Annotated in this window: 14 protein-coding genes and 1 tRNA gene; 9 read left to right on the plus strand and 6 right to left on the minus strand. The window is 41.5% G+C overall.

Going from position 1 to position 18109, the window contains the following annotated elements; translation table 11 throughout:
• Positions 1-34 precede the first annotated feature (34 nt).
• A complete protein-coding gene (locus NWP21_RS08165; protein ID WP_280792295.1) occupies positions 35-1429 on the plus strand; it encodes a TldD/PmbA family protein in 1395 nt (464 codons plus the stop codon).
• 43 nt (positions 1430-1472) lie between these two features.
• On the opposite strand, the gene NWP21_RS08170 is transcribed toward NWP21_RS08165, so the two are convergent.
• Positions 1473-2825: a hypothetical protein gene (locus NWP21_RS08170; RefSeq protein ID WP_280792296.1), complete on the minus strand. Its 1353-nt coding sequence runs from the start codon at positions 2823-2825 to the stop codon at positions 1473-1475.
• A 377-nt stretch (positions 2826-3202) separates the two neighbouring features.
• Complete coding sequence (locus tag NWP21_RS08175) at positions 3203-5083, minus strand: cation:proton antiporter (protein ID WP_280792297.1); 1881 nt, start codon at positions 5081-5083, stop codon at positions 3203-3205.
• Between the two features lie 367 nt (positions 5084-5450).
• On the opposite strand from NWP21_RS08175, the gene NWP21_RS08180 reads away from it, so the two are divergent.
• Positions 5451-5523, plus strand: a tRNA-Glu gene (locus tag NWP21_RS08180).
• Between the two features lie 106 nt (positions 5524-5629).
• Here NWP21_RS08180 and NWP21_RS08185 read toward each other — a convergent pair.
• Complete coding sequence (locus tag NWP21_RS08185; RefSeq protein ID WP_280792308.1) at positions 5630-6193, minus strand: SRPBCC family protein; 564 nt, start codon at positions 6191-6193, stop codon at positions 5630-5632.
• A gap of 49 nt (positions 6194-6242) precedes the next feature.
• Here NWP21_RS08185 and NWP21_RS08190 point away from each other — a divergent pair, with 49 nt between their 5' ends.
• Positions 6243-6431, plus strand: coding sequence for a hypothetical protein (locus NWP21_RS08190; protein ID WP_280792298.1), 189 nt, complete (start codon positions 6243-6245; stop codon positions 6429-6431).
• A 43-nt stretch (positions 6432-6474) separates the two neighbouring features.
• Here NWP21_RS08190 and NWP21_RS08195 read toward each other — a convergent pair whose 3' ends face one another.
• A complete protein-coding gene (locus NWP21_RS08195; RefSeq protein ID WP_280792309.1) occupies positions 6475-6810 on the minus strand; it encodes a hypothetical protein in 336 nt (111 codons plus the stop codon).
• 697 nt (positions 6811-7507) lie between these two features.
• On the opposite strand from NWP21_RS08195, the gene NWP21_RS08200 reads away from it, so the two are divergent.
• The 6 genes from NWP21_RS08200 (at position 7508) to NWP21_RS08225 (ending at position 16566) form a co-directional block, all read left to right on the plus strand.
• Positions 7508-7864, plus strand: a complete 357-nt coding sequence (locus NWP21_RS08200; protein ID WP_280792299.1) for a hypothetical protein — start codon at positions 7508-7510, stop codon at positions 7862-7864.
• A gap of 372 nt (positions 7865-8236) precedes the next feature.
• Positions 8237-10306: a serine/threonine-protein kinase gene (locus NWP21_RS08205; RefSeq protein WP_280792300.1), complete on the plus strand. Its 2070-nt coding sequence runs from the start codon at positions 8237-8239 to the stop codon at positions 10304-10306.
• Between the two features lie 477 nt (positions 10307-10783).
• The gene (locus NWP21_RS08210) at positions 10784-11347 is read left to right on the plus strand and encodes a helix-turn-helix domain-containing protein (RefSeq protein WP_280792301.1); all 564 of its coding nucleotides are present in this window, start codon (positions 10784-10786) and stop codon (positions 11345-11347) included.
• A gap of 168 nt (positions 11348-11515) precedes the next feature.
• Positions 11516-14209 (plus strand): peptidase domain-containing ABC transporter, encoded by a 2694-nt coding sequence (locus NWP21_RS08215; RefSeq protein ID WP_280792303.1) that lies wholly within the window; start codon positions 11516-11518, stop codon positions 14207-14209.
• A gap of 50 nt (positions 14210-14259) precedes the next feature.
• Positions 14260-15798, plus strand: a complete 1539-nt coding sequence (locus NWP21_RS08220; protein WP_280792304.1) for an HlyD family efflux transporter periplasmic adaptor subunit — start codon at positions 14260-14262, stop codon at positions 15796-15798.
• 39 nt (positions 15799-15837) lie between these two features.
• Entirely contained in the window at positions 15838-16566 is a 729-nt protein-coding gene (locus tag NWP21_RS08225) for a peptidylprolyl isomerase (protein WP_280792305.1), read from the plus strand.
• A gap of 253 nt (positions 16567-16819) precedes the next feature.
• On the opposite strand, the gene NWP21_RS08230 is transcribed toward NWP21_RS08225, so the two are convergent.
• Both NWP21_RS08230 and NWP21_RS08235 read right to left on the minus strand, forming a co-directional pair.
• Positions 16820-17077: a hypothetical protein gene (locus tag NWP21_RS08230; protein WP_280792306.1), complete on the minus strand. Its 258-nt coding sequence runs from the start codon at positions 17075-17077 to the stop codon at positions 16820-16822.
• A 202-nt stretch (positions 17078-17279) separates the two neighbouring features.
• Positions 17280-17477, minus strand: a complete 198-nt coding sequence (locus NWP21_RS08235) for a hypothetical protein (RefSeq protein ID WP_280792307.1) — start codon at positions 17475-17477, stop codon at positions 17280-17282.
• Between the last annotated feature and the right edge of the window lie 632 nt (positions 17478-18109).

Below are 18109 nucleotides of genomic sequence, written 5' to 3' on the forward strand. Positions count from 1 at the left end.
CCTTTGCGTTTAAATATTTGCCCCCTCAGAAAAAATGCCAAAAACACTTGCTGAAGCTCAAAATGTACTTTCCGACCTCATCACCCGCTACTCATACCGAGTAGACTATTTACTGATTCGCCTAGAGCAAGCAGAAGGAACCGACATTTTGTTGCGCGGAGACAAAATAGAAACCCTCAGCGAAAGCATTTCTATAGGCGGACATATTCGAGCTTGTTATAAAGGTGGCTGGGGCTTCAGTAGTTTTAATGAGTTAGGGACAATTAAAGAACGCATGGAAGAAGCGATCGCAGCGGCTCAGATGATAGGTGATGAACAAACTATACTAGCCCCCATTGAAGCAGTACAAGCAGTATACCAGCTACCCCTGACCGGGAGTGACCCCCGTCAAATTCCCATTGGGCAGAAAAAAGAACTGTGCGATCGCTATACTGATGTCTTAAAAAGCTTTGATCATCGCATTACCAACACTTCAGTCCGCTATGCTGACAGCGCGCAAAGAGTGATTATTGCTACCTCAGAAGGAACTCTGATCGAGCAATCTTGGGTAGATATGGAAATGCGGTTTGCCGCCACAGCCAGAAACGGCGCTATTCTGCAAACAGGCAGGGAAACTACGGGTTCTCGCCAGGCTTACGAAGATTTAACTGCTTTCGATGAACAAGTTAAAAGTGCCGCCCAAAGAGCTGTTGCTGCCTTAACTCTACCATCAGTAAAAGGCAATACCTACACAGTGGTGATTGACCCAGTGCTGACAGGTTTATTTGTTCACGAAGCCTTTGGACATCTTTCTGAAGCCGATATGGCTTACGAAAACCCAGACCTATTGGAAGTCATGAGCATGGGACGGCGGTTTGGGCCAGAAGAACTACAAATTTTTGATGGCGCCGCTCCCCTAGGGCATCGTGGTAGCTATTTGTATGATGATGAAGGTACACCTAGTACAACTACGCAACTGATTCAAGATGGTATTTTGGTAGGACGTTTACATTCTCGTGAAACCGCCGGGAAGTTAGAAGAAGCCCCCACCGGTAATGCTCGTTGTCTTAATTATCAGTTTAACCCCATTGTGCGGATGACTAACACCTGGATTGCCCGGGGAAAAACCCCAGTTGCAGATTTATTTACTGATCTCAAACAAGGTGTATATGCCCGTAACTGGCTAGGTGGTATGACCAACGGGGAAATGTTCACCTTTACTGCAGGAGAAGCGTGGATGATTAGAAACGGTAAACTAGCCGAACCCGTCAGGGATGTGACACTTTCGGGTAACGTTTTCCAAACCCTGGCGGATATTGAATCCGTGGGTGATGACTTTTATTGGGATGAGTCTGGTGGTTGCGGTAAAGGTGGACAGAATGGCTTACCTGTTGGTTGTGGTGGTCCGAGTCTGCGAATTCGTGATGTGGTAGTTGGAGGGGAAACCTGAAGCTCCACCTCCGCTAAACTCGCCACTGTTAATTTGATTCTTCTCAATTAGAGTTCGTTCTTTCCTCTCGCACTTGGCGCAACTGTTGTATTAATTTTTCACTAGATTCTAGAGTGGAAGACAGCGAACTATTATTAGGTTCGGGTGTAGTCTTGGCAGTAACAGCCTGTGCAGGTGCTGACTGCTCATTGGGGACTCGCAGTTCCGGTAATGGTTTGACGGTAGTTGCAGCAGTGTTACCGTTTTTTTGGAAACTGAGATTGAATGGATAAATGCTGACTTGTTGATCTCCTTGAGGAGACTTAGTAGCAAAATATTCTCTGGCCTTTGATTGCAACTCAGTAGAAACTAATCCCTTGGGGAATTTAATATCTAAAACCTGCCCTTCAGTACCCACCACTAAGAAACCCCACACTCTGCCTTCAAGCCGGGGCTGATTGACGGCAATGGTGTCGCGGATAACTGGTTTTTGTTGGGAATTGGGGTAGTCTTGCTGAATTTCCTCTCTGATATCCTGATGTGAGTTCAAGTGGGCGATCGCGCCTCGCGCAGTACCGGAGTCCATCGCTCCCCGGGGTGCATTTACTTTCTCCACAGGGGTCTCTGGTTTTGTGTTCCTAGATTCCGACTGCAAGGGAGTGCTTTGATGACTCGGTTGCTCAGGTTGTTGTCGGCTTTCCTGAAGACGAGCTATGAGGGCTTGATTTCGACGACTTTCACCGGCATTATTCTGTCTGCTTGCGGTGGTAGGGCGGGTATTTGGTAAATCCCCTGGTACTGGAGATGGAGTTAGTTTTGGCAATCCTTCTACAGGTATTGGTTTCACTGCCACTTGTATTTCGCTGTGATTAAAAGTTCGCGTAGAAGGGGTGAATTTTTGAGCGGCAGCATTAAAATTAGAGGTAAATCGATATTGCTCTCCAGAAACCTCAGATTCCACCCTAGGGTCTGGTATAGGTGTAGCAGTCCTCTGGGGCGAGGAAACATTCCGATTAGGAGGAGGAACAACCTGATAATTGAGTGTTGTCCTCATTGGCGGCAAGACAGGTTGCGTATAAGCAGATAATGGTGACGGCGGTGTAGTTCTGGGCATATCCAGATTCGGAGGCAGAAGTGGCGGTCTTGGAGGTAGTGACCATTCTGCAGGTAGTGACGGTAGGGATGTTTCAGGCGATATTTTGGGATTTTCTGGCAGACGCGCTTGATCAGCTTGGCTTAATTCCAAGATACCAACTGATTTGGCTACTTCTGATGGTTGAGATGAATTAGAATCTACGGGCATCAATGGTACAATCAACGCAATAGCACCGTGGATGCCAAGAGAGGCTATTACTGCTATCCCAGTTGGTCGGCTGAGAATTTCCGGTATATTTTTTAGCAGGGAGACGTAGGACATAGCTGTTATCGTTCACTCGGCTGGGTTGCGGTTGACTAGCAAAGCAATTTTATCTTAACTACAAGAGATGCATCCTGCTCAAAATCATGACTTTCTATGCTGGGACTCAAAATGTGGCAATAGGGTGGTTTTCAAGTTTCTAACTTTTCCATGAAACAGCGGACAATCACCACTATTTAACTGCAATTTTTATGAGGAGTTGCACAATATGGACACTGAATCTAAGGTAGTTGCCACTGGTCGCTATGGCATCAGGCTAAATATATAACTATATCTATTGCAGTTGCTGCTCTGATTAGCCAACTATCTTAGCTTGATTTACGTTCTTTTGGCAGGGGAATTTATAAATTACGCCTAGGCTTTTTCATTATACCACATTAAGCCAAGGGTACCTCCTCCACCTCCGGTAAAGTTTCCAGAGACAGGCGAGTTGAAGGGCTCCCACCGGATAAACGCTTTAATAAGTTGGGTCTGGGGTCGTGTAACAAGTATATAATGCGATCGCCTACTAACCATTCTTGACTAGCTGGCACTACCTGTAGACGGTTTTCTCTTTCCAGCAACAACGGAATCAAATCTCCGCTCTTAATCTTGTCTTGGATACGCTCTTGTTGTTTGGTAAATTCGGGAGCATTGAGTGTAGTTGTCCCCAACTTCACTCTGCCATCGTTGAGATACTCATTCCAAGTCTTAATGGCTAACTCCGTGCTAAAAGCTTGGTTAACCTTGTGACTAGAACTAGAATTAGCTTGGGGTTTCCGGGGAAACACTGCCAAAACACGCGGTGGGCTAAATTCTTCAGCCGCCCGTTGAGCCAAGACAAAATTCACCTCACCATTATTGGTCATAGCCAGGAAAGTTCCCACAGAAGCCAGTCCAGCTTCCTCCAAAACAGAAACATCCAATCCACTGCTAGAAATCACCGGAATATCTTCCGCCGCTGCTTTGGCACAACGTTCTGGGTCAGTATCAATCATGACTACTTTTTCTCCCCGTTCATGAAAGAAACGCGCAACCAACAAGCTCAAGGGATTACAACCCACAATCACCGCCCCTGTGGCATCCTTAGAGGTGATACGCAGCCATTTAGCAATTGTTCCGGCTGTTAACCCTTGGCAAACCACCGTCATGATAATTGTCAAGAACACCAGAGCTTTGATAGCATCACCACCATTAATACCCCGCTGTGTCAACGCAATGGCAAACAAAGACGCCACAGAAGCACTGACAATACCCCTAGGAGCCACCCAACTTAAAAATACTTTCTGTCGCCAATTCAGGTTACTGTTCCAAGTACAGCAAAGAATGTTAATGGGGCGAACCACGAACATAAGCACTAAAACAGTCAATACACTGCCCCAACCCAAAGCAAACACACTGGCAATGGAAAGGTCTGCCGCCAGGAGAATAAATAGCACCGACACCCCCAGAATTGTCAGCTGACCTTTAAAGCTGCGTAATAGACGCTCTTCTGGCACTGAGGAGTTAGCAAATACCGCACCAGCGATGACCGTAGTCATAATTCCTGATTCACTCCTAATTGTCTGTGCCAAGGTAAATAGACCCCACAGAATCGCCAGCACCACTAGGTTTTTTAACTCTGATGAGAGAAAATTAGCGCGTTTGAAAATCAAGCTCATCAAGTAGCCCCCGGCTCCACCAATTGCCGCACCAATTCCCAGACGCATCAGTAAGCCGATGATGGCATTTATGGGGTCAGCATCGCCGTTAGTAATGGTGTCGAGGACGACGAATGCCAGAATAGCCCCTACAGGGTCGATTAAAACTCCTTCTCCTTCTAAAATAGTTGCCACTTGACGATCTACGTTGATTTGTTTGAGCAGGGGACTGATGACAGTTGGCCCTGTGACTACAATGATCGAGCCGTAGAGAAAGGCTATATTCCAAGGAAATTCCCCCAGCCAGTGGGCTGCCATACTACCGCCAATTAATGTAATCAGTGTTCCCAGGGTGACCAGCAATTGTAGGCTAACTGACACTCTCCCCAGTTCCTGTATATCCAAATTGAGTCCGCCTTCAAATAAAATTATTGCCGTTGCTAGGGCAACAATCACTTCCAGACCTGCACCGAGGACATGAGGATGCAACAATCCCAGCCCATCGGAGCCTAGCAGAATGCCTAGTAGTAATAACAAGACAATACTCGGTAAGCGGAAGTATGCAGCCAAGACCTGGGCGGTAATGCCTGCAACAACCACGCTGACCATTTGTAGGGTGATTTCAAAAGATGCTTCCATGTTGTAGATTTTGAGCTATGTATTTCAAAATCTTTTGTAAAGAATGGTAAATATTACTTCTACAGCGTACAACATCCCATCCTTTGTCCCCAGCGAAATCCAGAGTTTTTTCATACTTAGTCGTCTATCTGACTTGAATGGCTGACTGCTAGGGGAAAAATTCCACAGTCCTCTAGTTAGTATCAAACACTGGTGAAAAATCAACAGCTACATTCATCGCTGCTCATCCTATGGCTTTGTGTTCTGGATGCACAAACTCCAATATCAGCTATGTATTGTCGTCCATCTTAGCCGGGAAAATTTTTTTTGCAAAACCTATTGACATCCACTAGAAAAGTAATTAGTATATATAAAGTCTGAGTCTTAAGCCCCCATCGTCTAGAGGCCTAGGACACCTCCCTTTCACGGAGGCGACGGGGATTCGAATTCCCCTGGGGGTATTCCAAAAATATAAACCAAAATAACCCTGTTGATATTTAGTCAGCCTTTTATGCGAAAAGGCTGATTATTTTTGACTCAGAAAAATACTGAATGAATGCTCAGGGTCTATTCAGCAGTTTGCCATAACTCCTCTACACGCTGGTGAATAGCTAAAAGATTTAACCGCAAATCATCGCTGAGGCGACGTTCCAGGATTGTGATTGGCATCGTTAGTTTGGGGCAAACTTGAATGGTATAACACAAGGTAGTTCCAAATTCCTCACCCCGGGAATCAGGCTCTAAACACCAGATCCCAGAAAAGTCCTTAAAATCTCCCTCTACCATCGAGAAATTAATCTGTTTAGGGAACTGTTCTTCCAAATCCAAAACCACACGGGCGCAAAAATTGAACTTGAGTAAGCGCACAGAGCCGATTTGTTCTAGTCGAATACCACCGTGAGGATGCTCTAACAAGCAACTTTGAGCCAGATTGGGAATGAATTCAGACAAGGCTTCATAGTCTGTTAGCACTTTCCAAATCCGTTCAACAGGGTGAGGAATTTGGATCTTAGCCGCAATTTTTCGCTTTCTTTCGGCTATTTTCTCAATTTTAACTGCCACCTCTGGTAAAGTAACTGGCTCAACAGCCAAATTGTTTTCTAGACCTGTTTCATCTCCAGCAGGGCACAGAGCAAGGTTTTCTCGGATTTTTGATTTTTCAGTCACTTTCGGAATTTGGTTGGCTTTAATCGGGAAATTTGGCTACATTCAGGATGAAACAAATTTCGCTGTTGTGGGAAATTTGATCTGGGAAGACACTCTCAACGGCGATCGCCCCATTCCACACAAAGTCATGGGACTCACCAGCTTTAAGGATAAGACAATTTTAACAAAATATGTGCCCATGAAATTTATGCTCTTATTCTGAATGCAGCCTCCCGGAAATGGGCTGCATCCACGGAAATTTCCCACTAAGGGGCTAAACTTTCTACACTCAAGGGAACCATATCACCATTTCTAGTTAGTCCTAAAAACATCGATTCTTGGGGATGAATTAATTGACCCGTCAGTACACAATGTTCTTGTTTCTCAGCCGTAGCAGGTACACTAGCTCGAATATCGGATCGGGAAAATCCTGGTTTCCACTCACCTGATTTTTGTTGTACATAGTTCCAGAGGATCTCTCTAATCAAGGCCTGATATCCCTGGTTATGGGCTATTTCTTTAAGTTTATCTTTGAGTTCCCTTTCTAGGCGGATACTGGTAACTTCCATTTCAGTAGTGGGAGTGCGAGCGATCGCATGCATAACTTTTGCTCCTTCCATTTGTGGACAGTCTAGTAATACAAGTGTAGTATCTTTAGAGAAATGTTAAAATAGATAAAAGCTGTTAAAGTGGTTTACTTATCTTTCACACCAGTCCCTTGTCACAACCAATCAAGATTAATGAGTCAGTAATAATACATCACAAGCTGGATTTAGGGACACTCATAGGGGGATCTTGAGCGTCTACTTTAGGAAGATACAGGTGAGATAATATATTGAATTTTCCAGATCATACCTGCAACCAAAACACAGCTAAATTGGTTTGAAGTTCGTCTACCTCAAGATTGATTAATGGACAAATATAGACCAATATAAATTCAAATAAATTCAAATAAATTCAAATAAATTTCATTCTCCGGGTTGATACAAGTGTGAGTGATTTACTCATAAAATAGTACTTAGAAATAAAAAAAGGAGAATTTACTAAGTAAGTCAAGCTATTTCATAACGTAACCAATCAAAGAGCACATATTAATAAATAAAGCCTTTTTCAGGCTCATGAAGTACACACCAATTCCCTGTTCCCTGTTCCCTGTTCCCTCAAACTAAAAAAATTGTACCTCACGAGCATGGGAAATGCTATAAATAATTTCACGCCCATTCTTTCCTAATAAAGGTATTCATTGCTCATTAGTATGTGCAAGCATCACGGTGTTAAAGCTGTTATTGAGGATTGAAGATGAAGAATTATCATGTGATTTTATCCATTTTACACCCAGTGCGTTTTATAATTGTGGCTTCTGCCTGTGTCCTGCTATTTTTCTCCAGCGCCTCAGCTGCTTTTGCCATCAGTAGTTATCAAAGTGATCCTCAAGAAGGCCCGACACAGCTTCTGGAAACGCAACGCCAAACTGACGAGGTAGCTAAATCCAAACCCTTGGGACTCAAAGAAACTCAAGAAAAGTCAAACAAAGGACTCAATGAAGTTCAGGGAGACGCTGACATAGACAAGATGAAGACCCCTGAAAATTCACAGAGTTCAACTTCAGTAGAACAGAATGTTAAGAACCTTCTGGAAAAAGTGACAGGTAATTAGAAATACATTAGCGTTTGAACCCCGGTTGTTTGAATTAATCGGGGGTTTTAAATATGAATTTTTTATCTGTTTGTCTACTTACCATGTAGAGAAGATACAAGTGAGCAAAATAGCAAAATAGAGTTTTGTGGGACTTGTACACAGTGAGATTATATTATAATATAATCAATATAAAATCAGGAATTTTCTGGCTCTTGTAGTTTTCGGTGCAAACGGAAAAATGGGTGAGCATTTACCAAAACTTACTATATAAGTAAATCCCCAATCCCAATTCAGTGTTTTCTACCATGATTGAGCGAGAGCCAGTGTTAATTAAGGGAAGTTTCGGGGCTAACTTAACATTATTTATTGTGCAGTCGCGCCTGTCAGATCATGATCTGCTGCTTAAATCCCGATTGCCCAAATCCCCTCAATCCTGACACACAGAAGTTATGCCAAAGTTGTAGTACCCCCTTGGTACCACTTTTGCGAAATCGCTTCCGTGTGATTCGGTTGCTTTCCGATCAGGGGGGATTTGGCAGAACCTACTTATCCGAGGATACAGATAAACTAAATGAACGTTGTGTGGTCAAGCAATTAGCGCCGAAGTTTCAAGGAACTTGGTCGCAAAACAAAGCAGTAGAATTATTTGCTCAGGAAGCAAAGCGTCTGCAAGAGCTAGGAGAACACCCACAAATACCAACTCTTTTAGCTTATTTTGAGCAAGACGACTGTTTGTATTTAGTACAGCAGTTTGTCAATGGGCAAAATTTGTTAACCGAGTTGCAACGGCGAAAACTATATAGACCGGCGGAAATTAAAGCAATTTTGCTGCATTTATTACCTGTCCTCAAGTTTATCCATGACCGTGGTGTGATTCACCGGGACATCAAACCAGAAAATATTATTCGACGACATGGTGACGGAAGATTAAGCCTCATAGATTTTGGTTCCTCGAAGCAGTTAACCACCAGAGCACAGAAGAACATGGGGACGTCAATTGGTTCCCATGGTTATTCGCCATTGGAGCAAATTAGAGATGGTAAGGCTTACCCTGCTAGTGATTTGTTTGGTTTGGGGGCTACCTGCTTTCATTTACTAACTGGAATTGCTCCCTTTCAGTTGTGGCTGGAATATGGCTATGGTTGGGTGACTAATTGGCGACAATATTTGCGAAGTCCATTGAGTACTGAATTGGATTATGTTCTCGATAAGCTGTTGAGAAAAGATATCGAGCAGCGTTACCAATCAGCCGATGAAGTCATGAAAGACTTGAACCCAAAACAACCACTAGCACTAGCAAAAGTAAGTAAATCTTCGGTAAAAATACCGGTAACTCAGATTTCATCTTTACCAATCCAATATAGCTTACTGAAAAATATAGTTTTAGTCAGTGCCTTGATGATGTTATTTGGGATTGAAGATTCTTGGTATCAGCAATATCAGCGCTTTCAGACTGTGTTATTGTCTACATTGACTCAAGATCATAGTAGTGGTGGCGGGTCAGTTACCGAAGGGTCCCCCAATTCAAGTTTCAAGAATATTACCTTAGCTAAAGCCCTGGAAGGTCATGAGGATGTGGTTTTATCTGTGACTATTAGTCCCGATAGCCAGATTTTTGCCAGTAGTGGGGAACGCAGTATTAAAGTTTGGAATCTGGCTACAGGAGAGGAAATTACTACGGTCAATAGCCGACAAAGGGTGAATGTCGTAGCTATCAGCCCGGATGGAAGTACTTTAGTTAGTGGTGGTGATGATCAAACTATCAAAATTTGGAATCTTCCTACTGGTGAGTTACTTCGCACCCTCAGGGGACATTCCGATTCAATTCACGCCTTAGCCTTTAGCCCAGATGCCAGCACTTTAGTTAGTGGTAGTGATGATGGTACTATTAAACTGTGGAATATGGCCACGGGAAGGTTAAGAGGTACGCTCAGAGGTCATACATCTTGGGTGCGTTCACTAGCTATGAGTGCAGATGGTGTAACTCTAGTCAGTGGTAGTTTTGACAAAACTATTAAAATTTGGGATCTGCACAGAGCAGTTTTGCTCCGCACATTTGAGGAAGATGGGGAAATAGTTACAGGTGTGGCTTTGAGTCCAGATGGTCAGACCCTAGCTATTGCTAGTCGCGATGACTCCGGTGGTAAGCTACGCACGATGACACTTGGGGATTTAAGTACCGATGGGAAAACCCAGACACTAGCAGAGAATATCGAAACTGTAAGATCCATTGCTTTTAGTCCCGATAATACCACTCTTGTTAGTGGTGGGCGCGATCGCGAAGCGCAGCTGGAAGCAGGTCACACAATTAGACTTTGGGATTTAGCCACAGGTCAACAAATGCGTACACTTGTGGGACACGCGGATACTGTCACCGCCTTGGCTATCAGTCCTGATGGTCAGACTCTGGTTACTGGTGGTGAAGACAATACTATCATCCTTTGGCGAGTCCCTCAGTAAGAGATGTTGCATATAGCTTGCAATTGAGTATCTCGTTTGCTTAATATGAGTTCCAAGAAACACCCAACACCGACGAGATAGTAAACTGTGGAAAACAACTGGCTAGATTGACTTTGTACATTGTTGCCCAGTCATAAGTTCCCATATATCAAAACCATCTGCCTTTAGCAGTTGTAGCAGACTTTCTTAGTTTTAGAAAAGACCCTTTCTATATACCTTGAGTTGCAAGTATATGGCTCGCTTGATATGGGTATCCATCAAAATTAGACCTGATGGGCTGAGGATGTCTATTTTGCAGTTAATTGTATAATTAGACACTAACACTATTACTTTGGTTCGATGTCGCTATCATGGAAAGAATGATCTATAACCTATTGAGATTGGGAGATCCCAGCCATACCTGACAACAAAGTATTTTACTGTTAATTGCGACGGTTATGGTATAAAAGCCAGCAATCAAATATTAGGTTACGGAAGATGAATGGTAAATTATTGACACCATTTCAACGCCAATTATTACTCAAAAAGTTGGCAGAAGATATACCAGAATTATACCGCCAACGGATTTCAATTATGCTGTTGGCAGATGAAGGAAAATCACAAAGGGAAATATGCCGTACTTTAGGATGCTGTTCAGCTACCGCTAGACACTGGATACATATAGCCCGTAGTGGGAAAGCCCACGAATGGGAAACATCACCAGTTGGTCGTCCGAAGGCGATCAATGAGGAATATATAGCACGTCTTGAAGAACTTGTCAACCATCATCCCCACGACTATGGTTATGGTTTTCGGCGTTGGACAGCTAACTGGTTAAGTAAACACTTAGCTAAAGAGTTTGGACTGCAATTGAGTGAATGTCATATCAAACGCTTACTCAAACAAATGGGACTATCCACTAAAGGTAAATCTGAAACTGCATCAGAAAATACCCATGAAGGTGTGACTTGCCAAATATCTATTACTGATATCACAGGAAAATCTAGGGGAAATACTAATGTATTTGTACCGATTCAATTGCTGAAATTTCATAAAAATTAAATAGCTGTCATCCTCTAATTGAGAAACCCTTGGGGGGTGAGTTAAGACGATGCTCCTCATAAACCCAGGGGTAACAGATGATTGTGTCCGTTTTTAGAAGGGGGAACCTATCAAGTACTTACGCAATTGCAGAAAATCAGATCATCATCTTCTAAATTCTCTAAATTTATGGTCCAAGAATCAGTTAAAACACAAATTTCCCAGGAATTATTCAATCAAACCCTAGGATATTCCTTTTCTGTCGCCGAATTTCAAATCTATGGACAGCAACTAAAATACAGAGAACCGAAAATAGGGAAATTTTGGTCAGGTACAGGAGTTGAACCCGGTATTTATGTTGTACTTAGCAGCAAAGTGAGGTTAATTGATGACAGTGGAGAAGTAATTACCACGGTCAGAAAAGGAGAGTCCTTCGGACATCATACATTGTTTCCTAATCTTAACTGTCAGGTTTATGGTGCGCGAGCCAGTGAAAGTCTGCGTTTGTGTTTTTTCCCTGGTGAACTGCTAAAAAACTTAATGGATAGATACCCACAAATTCAAGAGCACCTGAAAACAAAAACCCATATTCTCCATTCTCCATCTCAGCAGCCATTACCAAGGGTGACTACCGGGGAAAATCACCACCAAACCAGAGAAAAAATTAGTCAAGCTTACCTTCCCACTCCTACTCAAAAAGTTCGTCATCTATTACAAAGAATTACTCGCCGTTATCCCTTTTTTGCTCAACATAGCGCTTCTGATTGCGGTGCTGCTTGTTTAGTGATGGTTTCTCTCTATTGGGGGAAACAATTTAACCTTAATCGGTTAAGGGAGATGGCTAATGTTGATCGTAATGGTGTATCGTTGCGTGGGTTAACCACCAGCGCGGAAAGCCTGGGTTTTAATACCCGTCCGGTGAAAGCTAATATCCAGCAGTTAGGACAACAGAAACTACCGGCGATTGTCCATTGGGAAGGAAAACACTATATTGTTGTCTATGAAATTACCCCTCAAAAGGTGATAGTTGCTGACCCTGGGGTTGGTCAACTGACTCTTTCTTACGCTGAATTCCAGGCTGGTTGGACTGGGTATACACTCCTGCTAGAACCAACGGCTTTATTTAAGAATGCACAAGAAAGTACAACTCCTTTTTGGCAATTTTTTGAACTGGTCAAGCCTCATGGTGTGGTCATAGGGGAAGTATTTATTGCTTCCATCTTTATTCAAATATTTGGACTGATTACACCCTTATTTACACAACTGATTTTAGACCGTGTGATAGTACAACGGTCTCATTTAACCTTAATGGCTGTGGGGTTGGGTTTGATGATGTTTAGCCTGTTCCGTGTGGCCATGACAGGTTTAAGGCAATATCTGATTGACCACACGGGTAATAAGATTAATGTGGCTTTGGTGGTGGCGTTTATTCGTCACACTTTCCGATTACCTTTAAGCTATTTTGAAAATCGTTATGTGGGTGATATTGTCTCTCGGTTACAGGAAAATAGCAAAATTAAAAGCTTTATTTCTGGGGAAGCATTATCAATCGTTCTAGATTTTCTGACTGTATTTATTTATCTGGGGTTGATGTTTTGGTACAGTTGGAAAATGGCTTTAATATCTTTAGTAATTGTGCCGCCATTTTTGTGTCTGGCTTTGATTGCTACACCTTTTTTACAGCGAATTTCCCGACAAATATTTAAGGCTTCAGTTCAGGAAAATAGTTATATTATTGAGGCTTTAACTGGTATCAGAACTATCAAATCAACGGCGGTAGAACAAACAGTACGTTGGCATTGGGAAGAGTTATTAAACAAGGAGATAAAGACTAACTTTTCTGGGCAAGTAATTGGCAATCGGTTACAGATTTTTAGTAATACAATTGAGGCTGGTGTATCGACTGCTTTATTGTGGTATGGGGCATATTTGGTAATTGAAAATCAATTATCTATTGGGCAGTTGGTAGCATTTAATATGCTTTTAGGCAATATTATTAACCCTTTTAAAAGATTAGCTGTGCTGTGGAACCAGTTACAAGAGGTAATCATTGCTGTGGAAAGGATTAATGATGTGTTAGATGCTAAACCGGAGGAGGATATACAAGAGCAACAACGGCAAACTTTACCGGAAATTCAGGGTAATATTGATTTTCAACAGGTGACCTTTCGTTATCATGAGGATGCTAATGTTAATATTCTGCAAAATGTCAATTTTTCAATTAAATCAGGACAAACAGTGGCTTTAGTGGGGCGTAGTGGGTCTGGTAAAACTACAATTTCTAAGCTGGTTTTAGGTTTGTATCCACCTACTAATGGTAAAATCTTAATTGATGGACATGATATTACTACGATCTCTTTAGATTCTCTGCGCCAACAGGTGGGTGTGGTTGATCAGGATACTTTTTTGTTTGGTAATACTATCCGGGAAAATATCTGTTTAGCACATCCTGATGCAAGTTTAGAGGAAATTATCACCGCTGCTCAATTAGCAGGTGCTGATGAGTTTATCCAAAAATTACCTATGGGTTATGAAACTCAAATTGGTGAAGGGGGCGGTTTATTGTCTGGGGGACAAAGACAAAGAATTGCGATCGCCCGCGCTTTATTAGGTAACCCCAAACTCTTGATTTTTGATGAAGCTACTTCTCACCTTGATACGGAATCTGAAAGGATAATTCAGCAGAATTTGCAGACAATTCTCAAGGGGAGAACTGCTTTAATTATTGCTCATCGTCTGTCTACGATCAGGAATGCTGATTTAATTTTGGTTTTAGATCAAGGTATGTTGATTGAATGTGGTAGTCATGAACAATTAATCGACAAGCGTGGTCATTATTTCTACCTCAATCAACAGCAATTAGGTAACAAGGATTATTCCTAAATATAGGAGATGGTTGGGGGATATTTTCTGAGGTAAATTAAGGTGAATTTATGTCATATACAATCAATGAAAATGGAAAAGTCGCAACAGAAGAGATTTTATCTATAACTCCTGAGACTATGGGGAAATCTCCGCAGGTTCCAGTACAGGTAAAATCTCATGCTCATTGGTCTTTTGCAACTCAAGAATTATTAGATGCTTTACCCCAAGTGTGGACTAGGGGATTACTGTACTTTTTAGTGATATTTGTGGCAATTATTTTACCTTGGGCGATGTTGTCTAAGGTGGATGAAACAGGTACAGCTAGGGGGAAAATTGAACCGGAAGGTAAAACTATGAGGTTAGATAGTCCGGTATCTGGAACTGTCAGAGAAATTCTGATTCAGGAAGGCCAGGAAGTCAAAGATGGACAACCTCTATTACTGTTAGATTCAGATTTAGTGACTGCTGAATTAGCTCAGGTGAAGGAGAGGTTAGAAGGACAATTAAATAGGCGATCGCAATTAACTACTCTGCAAAATCAGTTAGTAGTGACTTTCAGCACTCAACAACAACAAAATCAATCCCAGCAGTTAGAAAAACAATCGCAAATCGACCAAGCTAGACAACAATTAATAGCATTAACAAATAACTGGGAGTTACAGAAGTCGGAAAAATTATCTCAAGTCAACCAAGCTAAACAAAATTTAGCCCATAGTATCACTGCTCATAAGTTAACTGCAAGCAGCTTGGCGATCGCCCAACGAGAAGAAACCAGATACAGGGAATTATATCAAGAAGGGGTCATCCCTGAAATTAACCTTGTAGAAAAGCAAGAACAAACAAAACAAAGACAACAGCTATATGAACAAAGTCAGTCAGATATTCAACAAGCTGAATTACGTTTAGCAGAACAGCAAAGCAGTTATGAACGAGTGATCAAACAGGGAAAAGCTGATATTACCCAAGCAGAACTCAGAGCGAGGGAACAAGAACGCAGTTATGAAACCCTCAAGCGTTCCGGTGAATTAGCTTTACTACGTATTCAAGAACAACAAAACAATTTAGCCACAGAAATCACCGCACTAGCAGCAGAAATCGCTCAAACTCAAAGACAGATTGAATCTCTGAATATTCAACTAGCACAAAGGGAAGTCACAGCACCCATGACTGGGACTATATTTCAATTACCCATTCAAAAAGCTGGCGCTGTGGTTCAAGCGGGAACAATGGTCGCAGAAATTGCGCCGCTTAATTCACCTTTAGTGATGAGAGCGCAAATAGCAACCGCACAAAGTGGTTCTCTGAATGAGAAATTACCAGTCAAGCTGAAATTTGATGCTTATCCTTTCCAAGATTATGGAGTTATAGAAGGAGAGTTAATGAGTATTTCTCCCACAACTATAGATATAGATACACCCCAGGGAAAAGTATCAGCTTATAACTTAGAAATCAGCTTACCAGACAACTGTATCCCACACAGAAATCAATGTATTCCCCTACGTCCGGGAGACACTGCTACAGCGGAGGTAATTTTACGTCAGCGGCGAATTATTGATTTTATCATTGACCCCTTTAAGCAATTACAAGCAGGGGATTTTAAGTTATAGCAGTCAATTCCAGAATTGTAAATTAAGTAGGACAAGATTATGTCATACCCCATGGTAGTCACTCAAGAAGATATTTTACGTCAAATCAAACTATCTGGGAAAATTCCTGAAACAGTTGAGCAGATTATTCAGCGCAAAATCATTAAAAATAGGGCGGATGAAGTGGGGATAAAGGTAGAAGTTGCAGAATTACAACAAACAGCAGACCAAATGCGGTTAGTTAACCAACTCACTACCACTGATGAAACTTGGAGATGGTTAAAAAAACATGGTTTATCTTTAGAGGATTTTGAGGAAATTATCTATATAACCCTCCTCACCGCTAAATTAAGTCATCATTTGTTTGCTGCTGAAGTTGAACCATACTTTTATAACCATCAAGTAGATTATCTACAGGTGATCATGTATGAAGTTATTTTAGATGATGAGGATTTAGCCTGGGAATTGTTTTATGCAGTTAAAGAAGGGGAGAAAAGTTTTTATGATGTCGCTCATCAATATATTCAAGATGTAGAACTACGTCGCCAATGTGGATATCGAGGGGTGATGGGTCGTCAAAATTTACATCCAGATATTTCTGCTGCTGTATTTGCAGCTAAACCACCACAGCTGCTGAAACCGATTGTCACAGCTAAAGGTATACATTTAATTTTTGTGGAGGAGATGATTCGACCCCGATTAGATGAGCAGCTAAGTTATCAGATCATCGGCCATTTATTTGCTGAGTGGTTAAAGCAGCAGGTTGAGCAGACGGATTTTCAAATATAACACTCAGATTTAATCTTTCAATTAGGGTGGGTTAGAAATTCCTAACCCACCCATTATTTACAGCGTATTTTATCTGAGTGAGATACAAAAGGGCGGGCTTTTCTGCCCACCCCACAAGATTTATGATATTAAGGTGTGTACTTTATTTAGTTGAAAAGTGCTGTATATTCTCTCAAGAGTACGTCTAGCAACTCCTAGAAATTGTGCTAAAGATTGGAGTAGAGGAACAAAATACAAATCTTGCTCAATGGGTTTAGACTGGTCCAAAATCGTTATCAATTGAGGGTGTAGAGTCTGTATTGTTGCTGGTTCCGCCCCACCCTGTAGATAAGAAAGAGAAGATGGTGTTAAAGAAAATCACCATAAAAGTTATAGCCATAAGTCTATTTATCATCTGGGAGAATTGTCCGATGAACATAAATCCGCCCATGATTTTCTCCATTTCCTCTGGAGAAAGTTGCTGCAATTGAGTAGATTCAACTTCTAAGTTTTTAATGGTGATGTTAGCCATGATTTAATTTTTCTTAGTAAATGCTGTGCTTTGGTTTTGGTAACTTATGTATGTCCTGCGCTTCACCCACCTTCAGAAGTGAAATGTCTAGTTAATAAATAACACAGGGTGTAATTTTTACACCCTGTTTTTTGGAGCAAAATTAGCTAATTTTTACTAAGTATCTCTCGTACAGATACAAGGAGGTACAAGATTAATTGTCCTAGGGGGCTACGCCTAATAAGAAGAAAAGCGCATCCGCAAAAACACCAACAAGACTTGCTCGAATGTATTCATTTACGATATTGGTGAATGGTCCGATATTGACAAATCCACCAACAACTTTTTCCATTTCGCCGGGGGAAACTTGATTCAATGCAGTAGATTCAACTTCTAGGTTTTGAATTGTGATGTTAACCATGATTTACTTTCTCCTAGTAAATGCTACGTTTGTGTTTGTTTTTGGAATCAGGCTCTTGCCTGTTTCTGTAACTATAATCCCTGATTTATTTAGGCTTTTCAAGCTGATGAAACATGAATAACGTACATAAATAATGCTATTTATCATCATTTTAATAACGGAATAATCAAGGTTCAAGCTAATACTAATAACTAAATGATAGCATCAAGCTATTATTTCGGTTCCTAATTATTGCTATTAAGATACTTTTTGTATATAAGCAGTGATAAATCCCTATATTGACTGCTAACAGTTAACTGTCAACCCCCATGAGTGGAGATTGCACTAATCATTATTAAGGTCTGGTGGGATGAATATCAATAAATAAAAGCAGGGTGTAATTTCTACACCCTGCTGTTTGGAGAACATCGATGATTTTTAGTTACTGTCTATATTAGCCAATTAATAATTGAGGTGAGTAAATGCGGTATGGTAGCGGAATCAGGTGTTTACCTGTTTCTGTAACTATCATCTCTGATTTATTGATGATTTTCCAGACGATGAAACATGAATAACGTACATAAATCATGCTATTTATGATGATTGTAATCCCTGGTTTAATGCACTACTAATAACTAACTGATACTATCAAG

This window comes from Anabaenopsis sp. FSS-46 (assembly GCF_029891665.1).
Taxonomy (GTDB): Bacteria; Cyanobacteriota; Cyanobacteriia; order Cyanobacteriales; family Nostocaceae; genus Anabaenopsis; species Anabaenopsis arnoldii.

Excerpts from the sequence above, each read along its gene's own strand:
- NWP21_RS08200 (WP_280792299.1), top strand. The coding sequence starts at position 7,508 with ATGAAGAATTATCATGTGATTTTATCCATTTTACACCCAGTGCGTTTT.
- NWP21_RS08235 (WP_280792307.1), bottom strand. The coding sequence starts at position 17,477 with ATGGTTAACATCACAATTCAAAACCTAGAAGTTGAATCTACTGCATTG.
- NWP21_RS08205 (WP_280792300.1), top strand. The coding sequence starts at position 8,237 with ATGATCTGCTGCTTAAATCCCGATTGCCCAAATCCCCTCAATCCTGAC.
- NWP21_RS08195 (WP_280792309.1), bottom strand. The coding sequence starts at position 6,810 with ATGCATGCGATCGCTCGCACTCCCACTACTGAAATGGAAGTTACCAGT.
- NWP21_RS08210 (WP_280792301.1), top strand. The coding sequence starts at position 10,784 with ATGAATGGTAAATTATTGACACCATTTCAACGCCAATTATTACTCAAA.
- NWP21_RS08225 (WP_280792305.1), top strand. The coding sequence starts at position 15,838 with ATGTCATACCCCATGGTAGTCACTCAAGAAGATATTTTACGTCAAATC.
- NWP21_RS08215 (WP_280792303.1), top strand. The coding sequence starts at position 11,516 with ATGGTCCAAGAATCAGTTAAAACACAAATTTCCCAGGAATTATTCAAT.
- NWP21_RS08220 (WP_280792304.1), top strand. The coding sequence starts at position 14,260 with ATGTCATATACAATCAATGAAAATGGAAAAGTCGCAACAGAAGAGATT.
- NWP21_RS08170 (WP_280792296.1), bottom strand. The coding sequence starts at position 2,825 with ATGTCCTACGTCTCCCTGCTAAAAAATATACCGGAAATTCTCAGCCGA.
- NWP21_RS08230 (WP_280792306.1), bottom strand. The coding sequence starts at position 17,077 with ATGGCTAACATCACCATTAAAAACTTAGAAGTTGAATCTACTCAATTG.
- NWP21_RS08175 (WP_280792297.1), bottom strand. The coding sequence starts at position 5,083 with ATGGAAGCATCTTTTGAAATCACCCTACAAATGGTCAGCGTGGTTGTT.
- NWP21_RS08165 (WP_280792295.1), top strand. The coding sequence starts at position 35 with ATGCCAAAAACACTTGCTGAAGCTCAAAATGTACTTTCCGACCTCATC.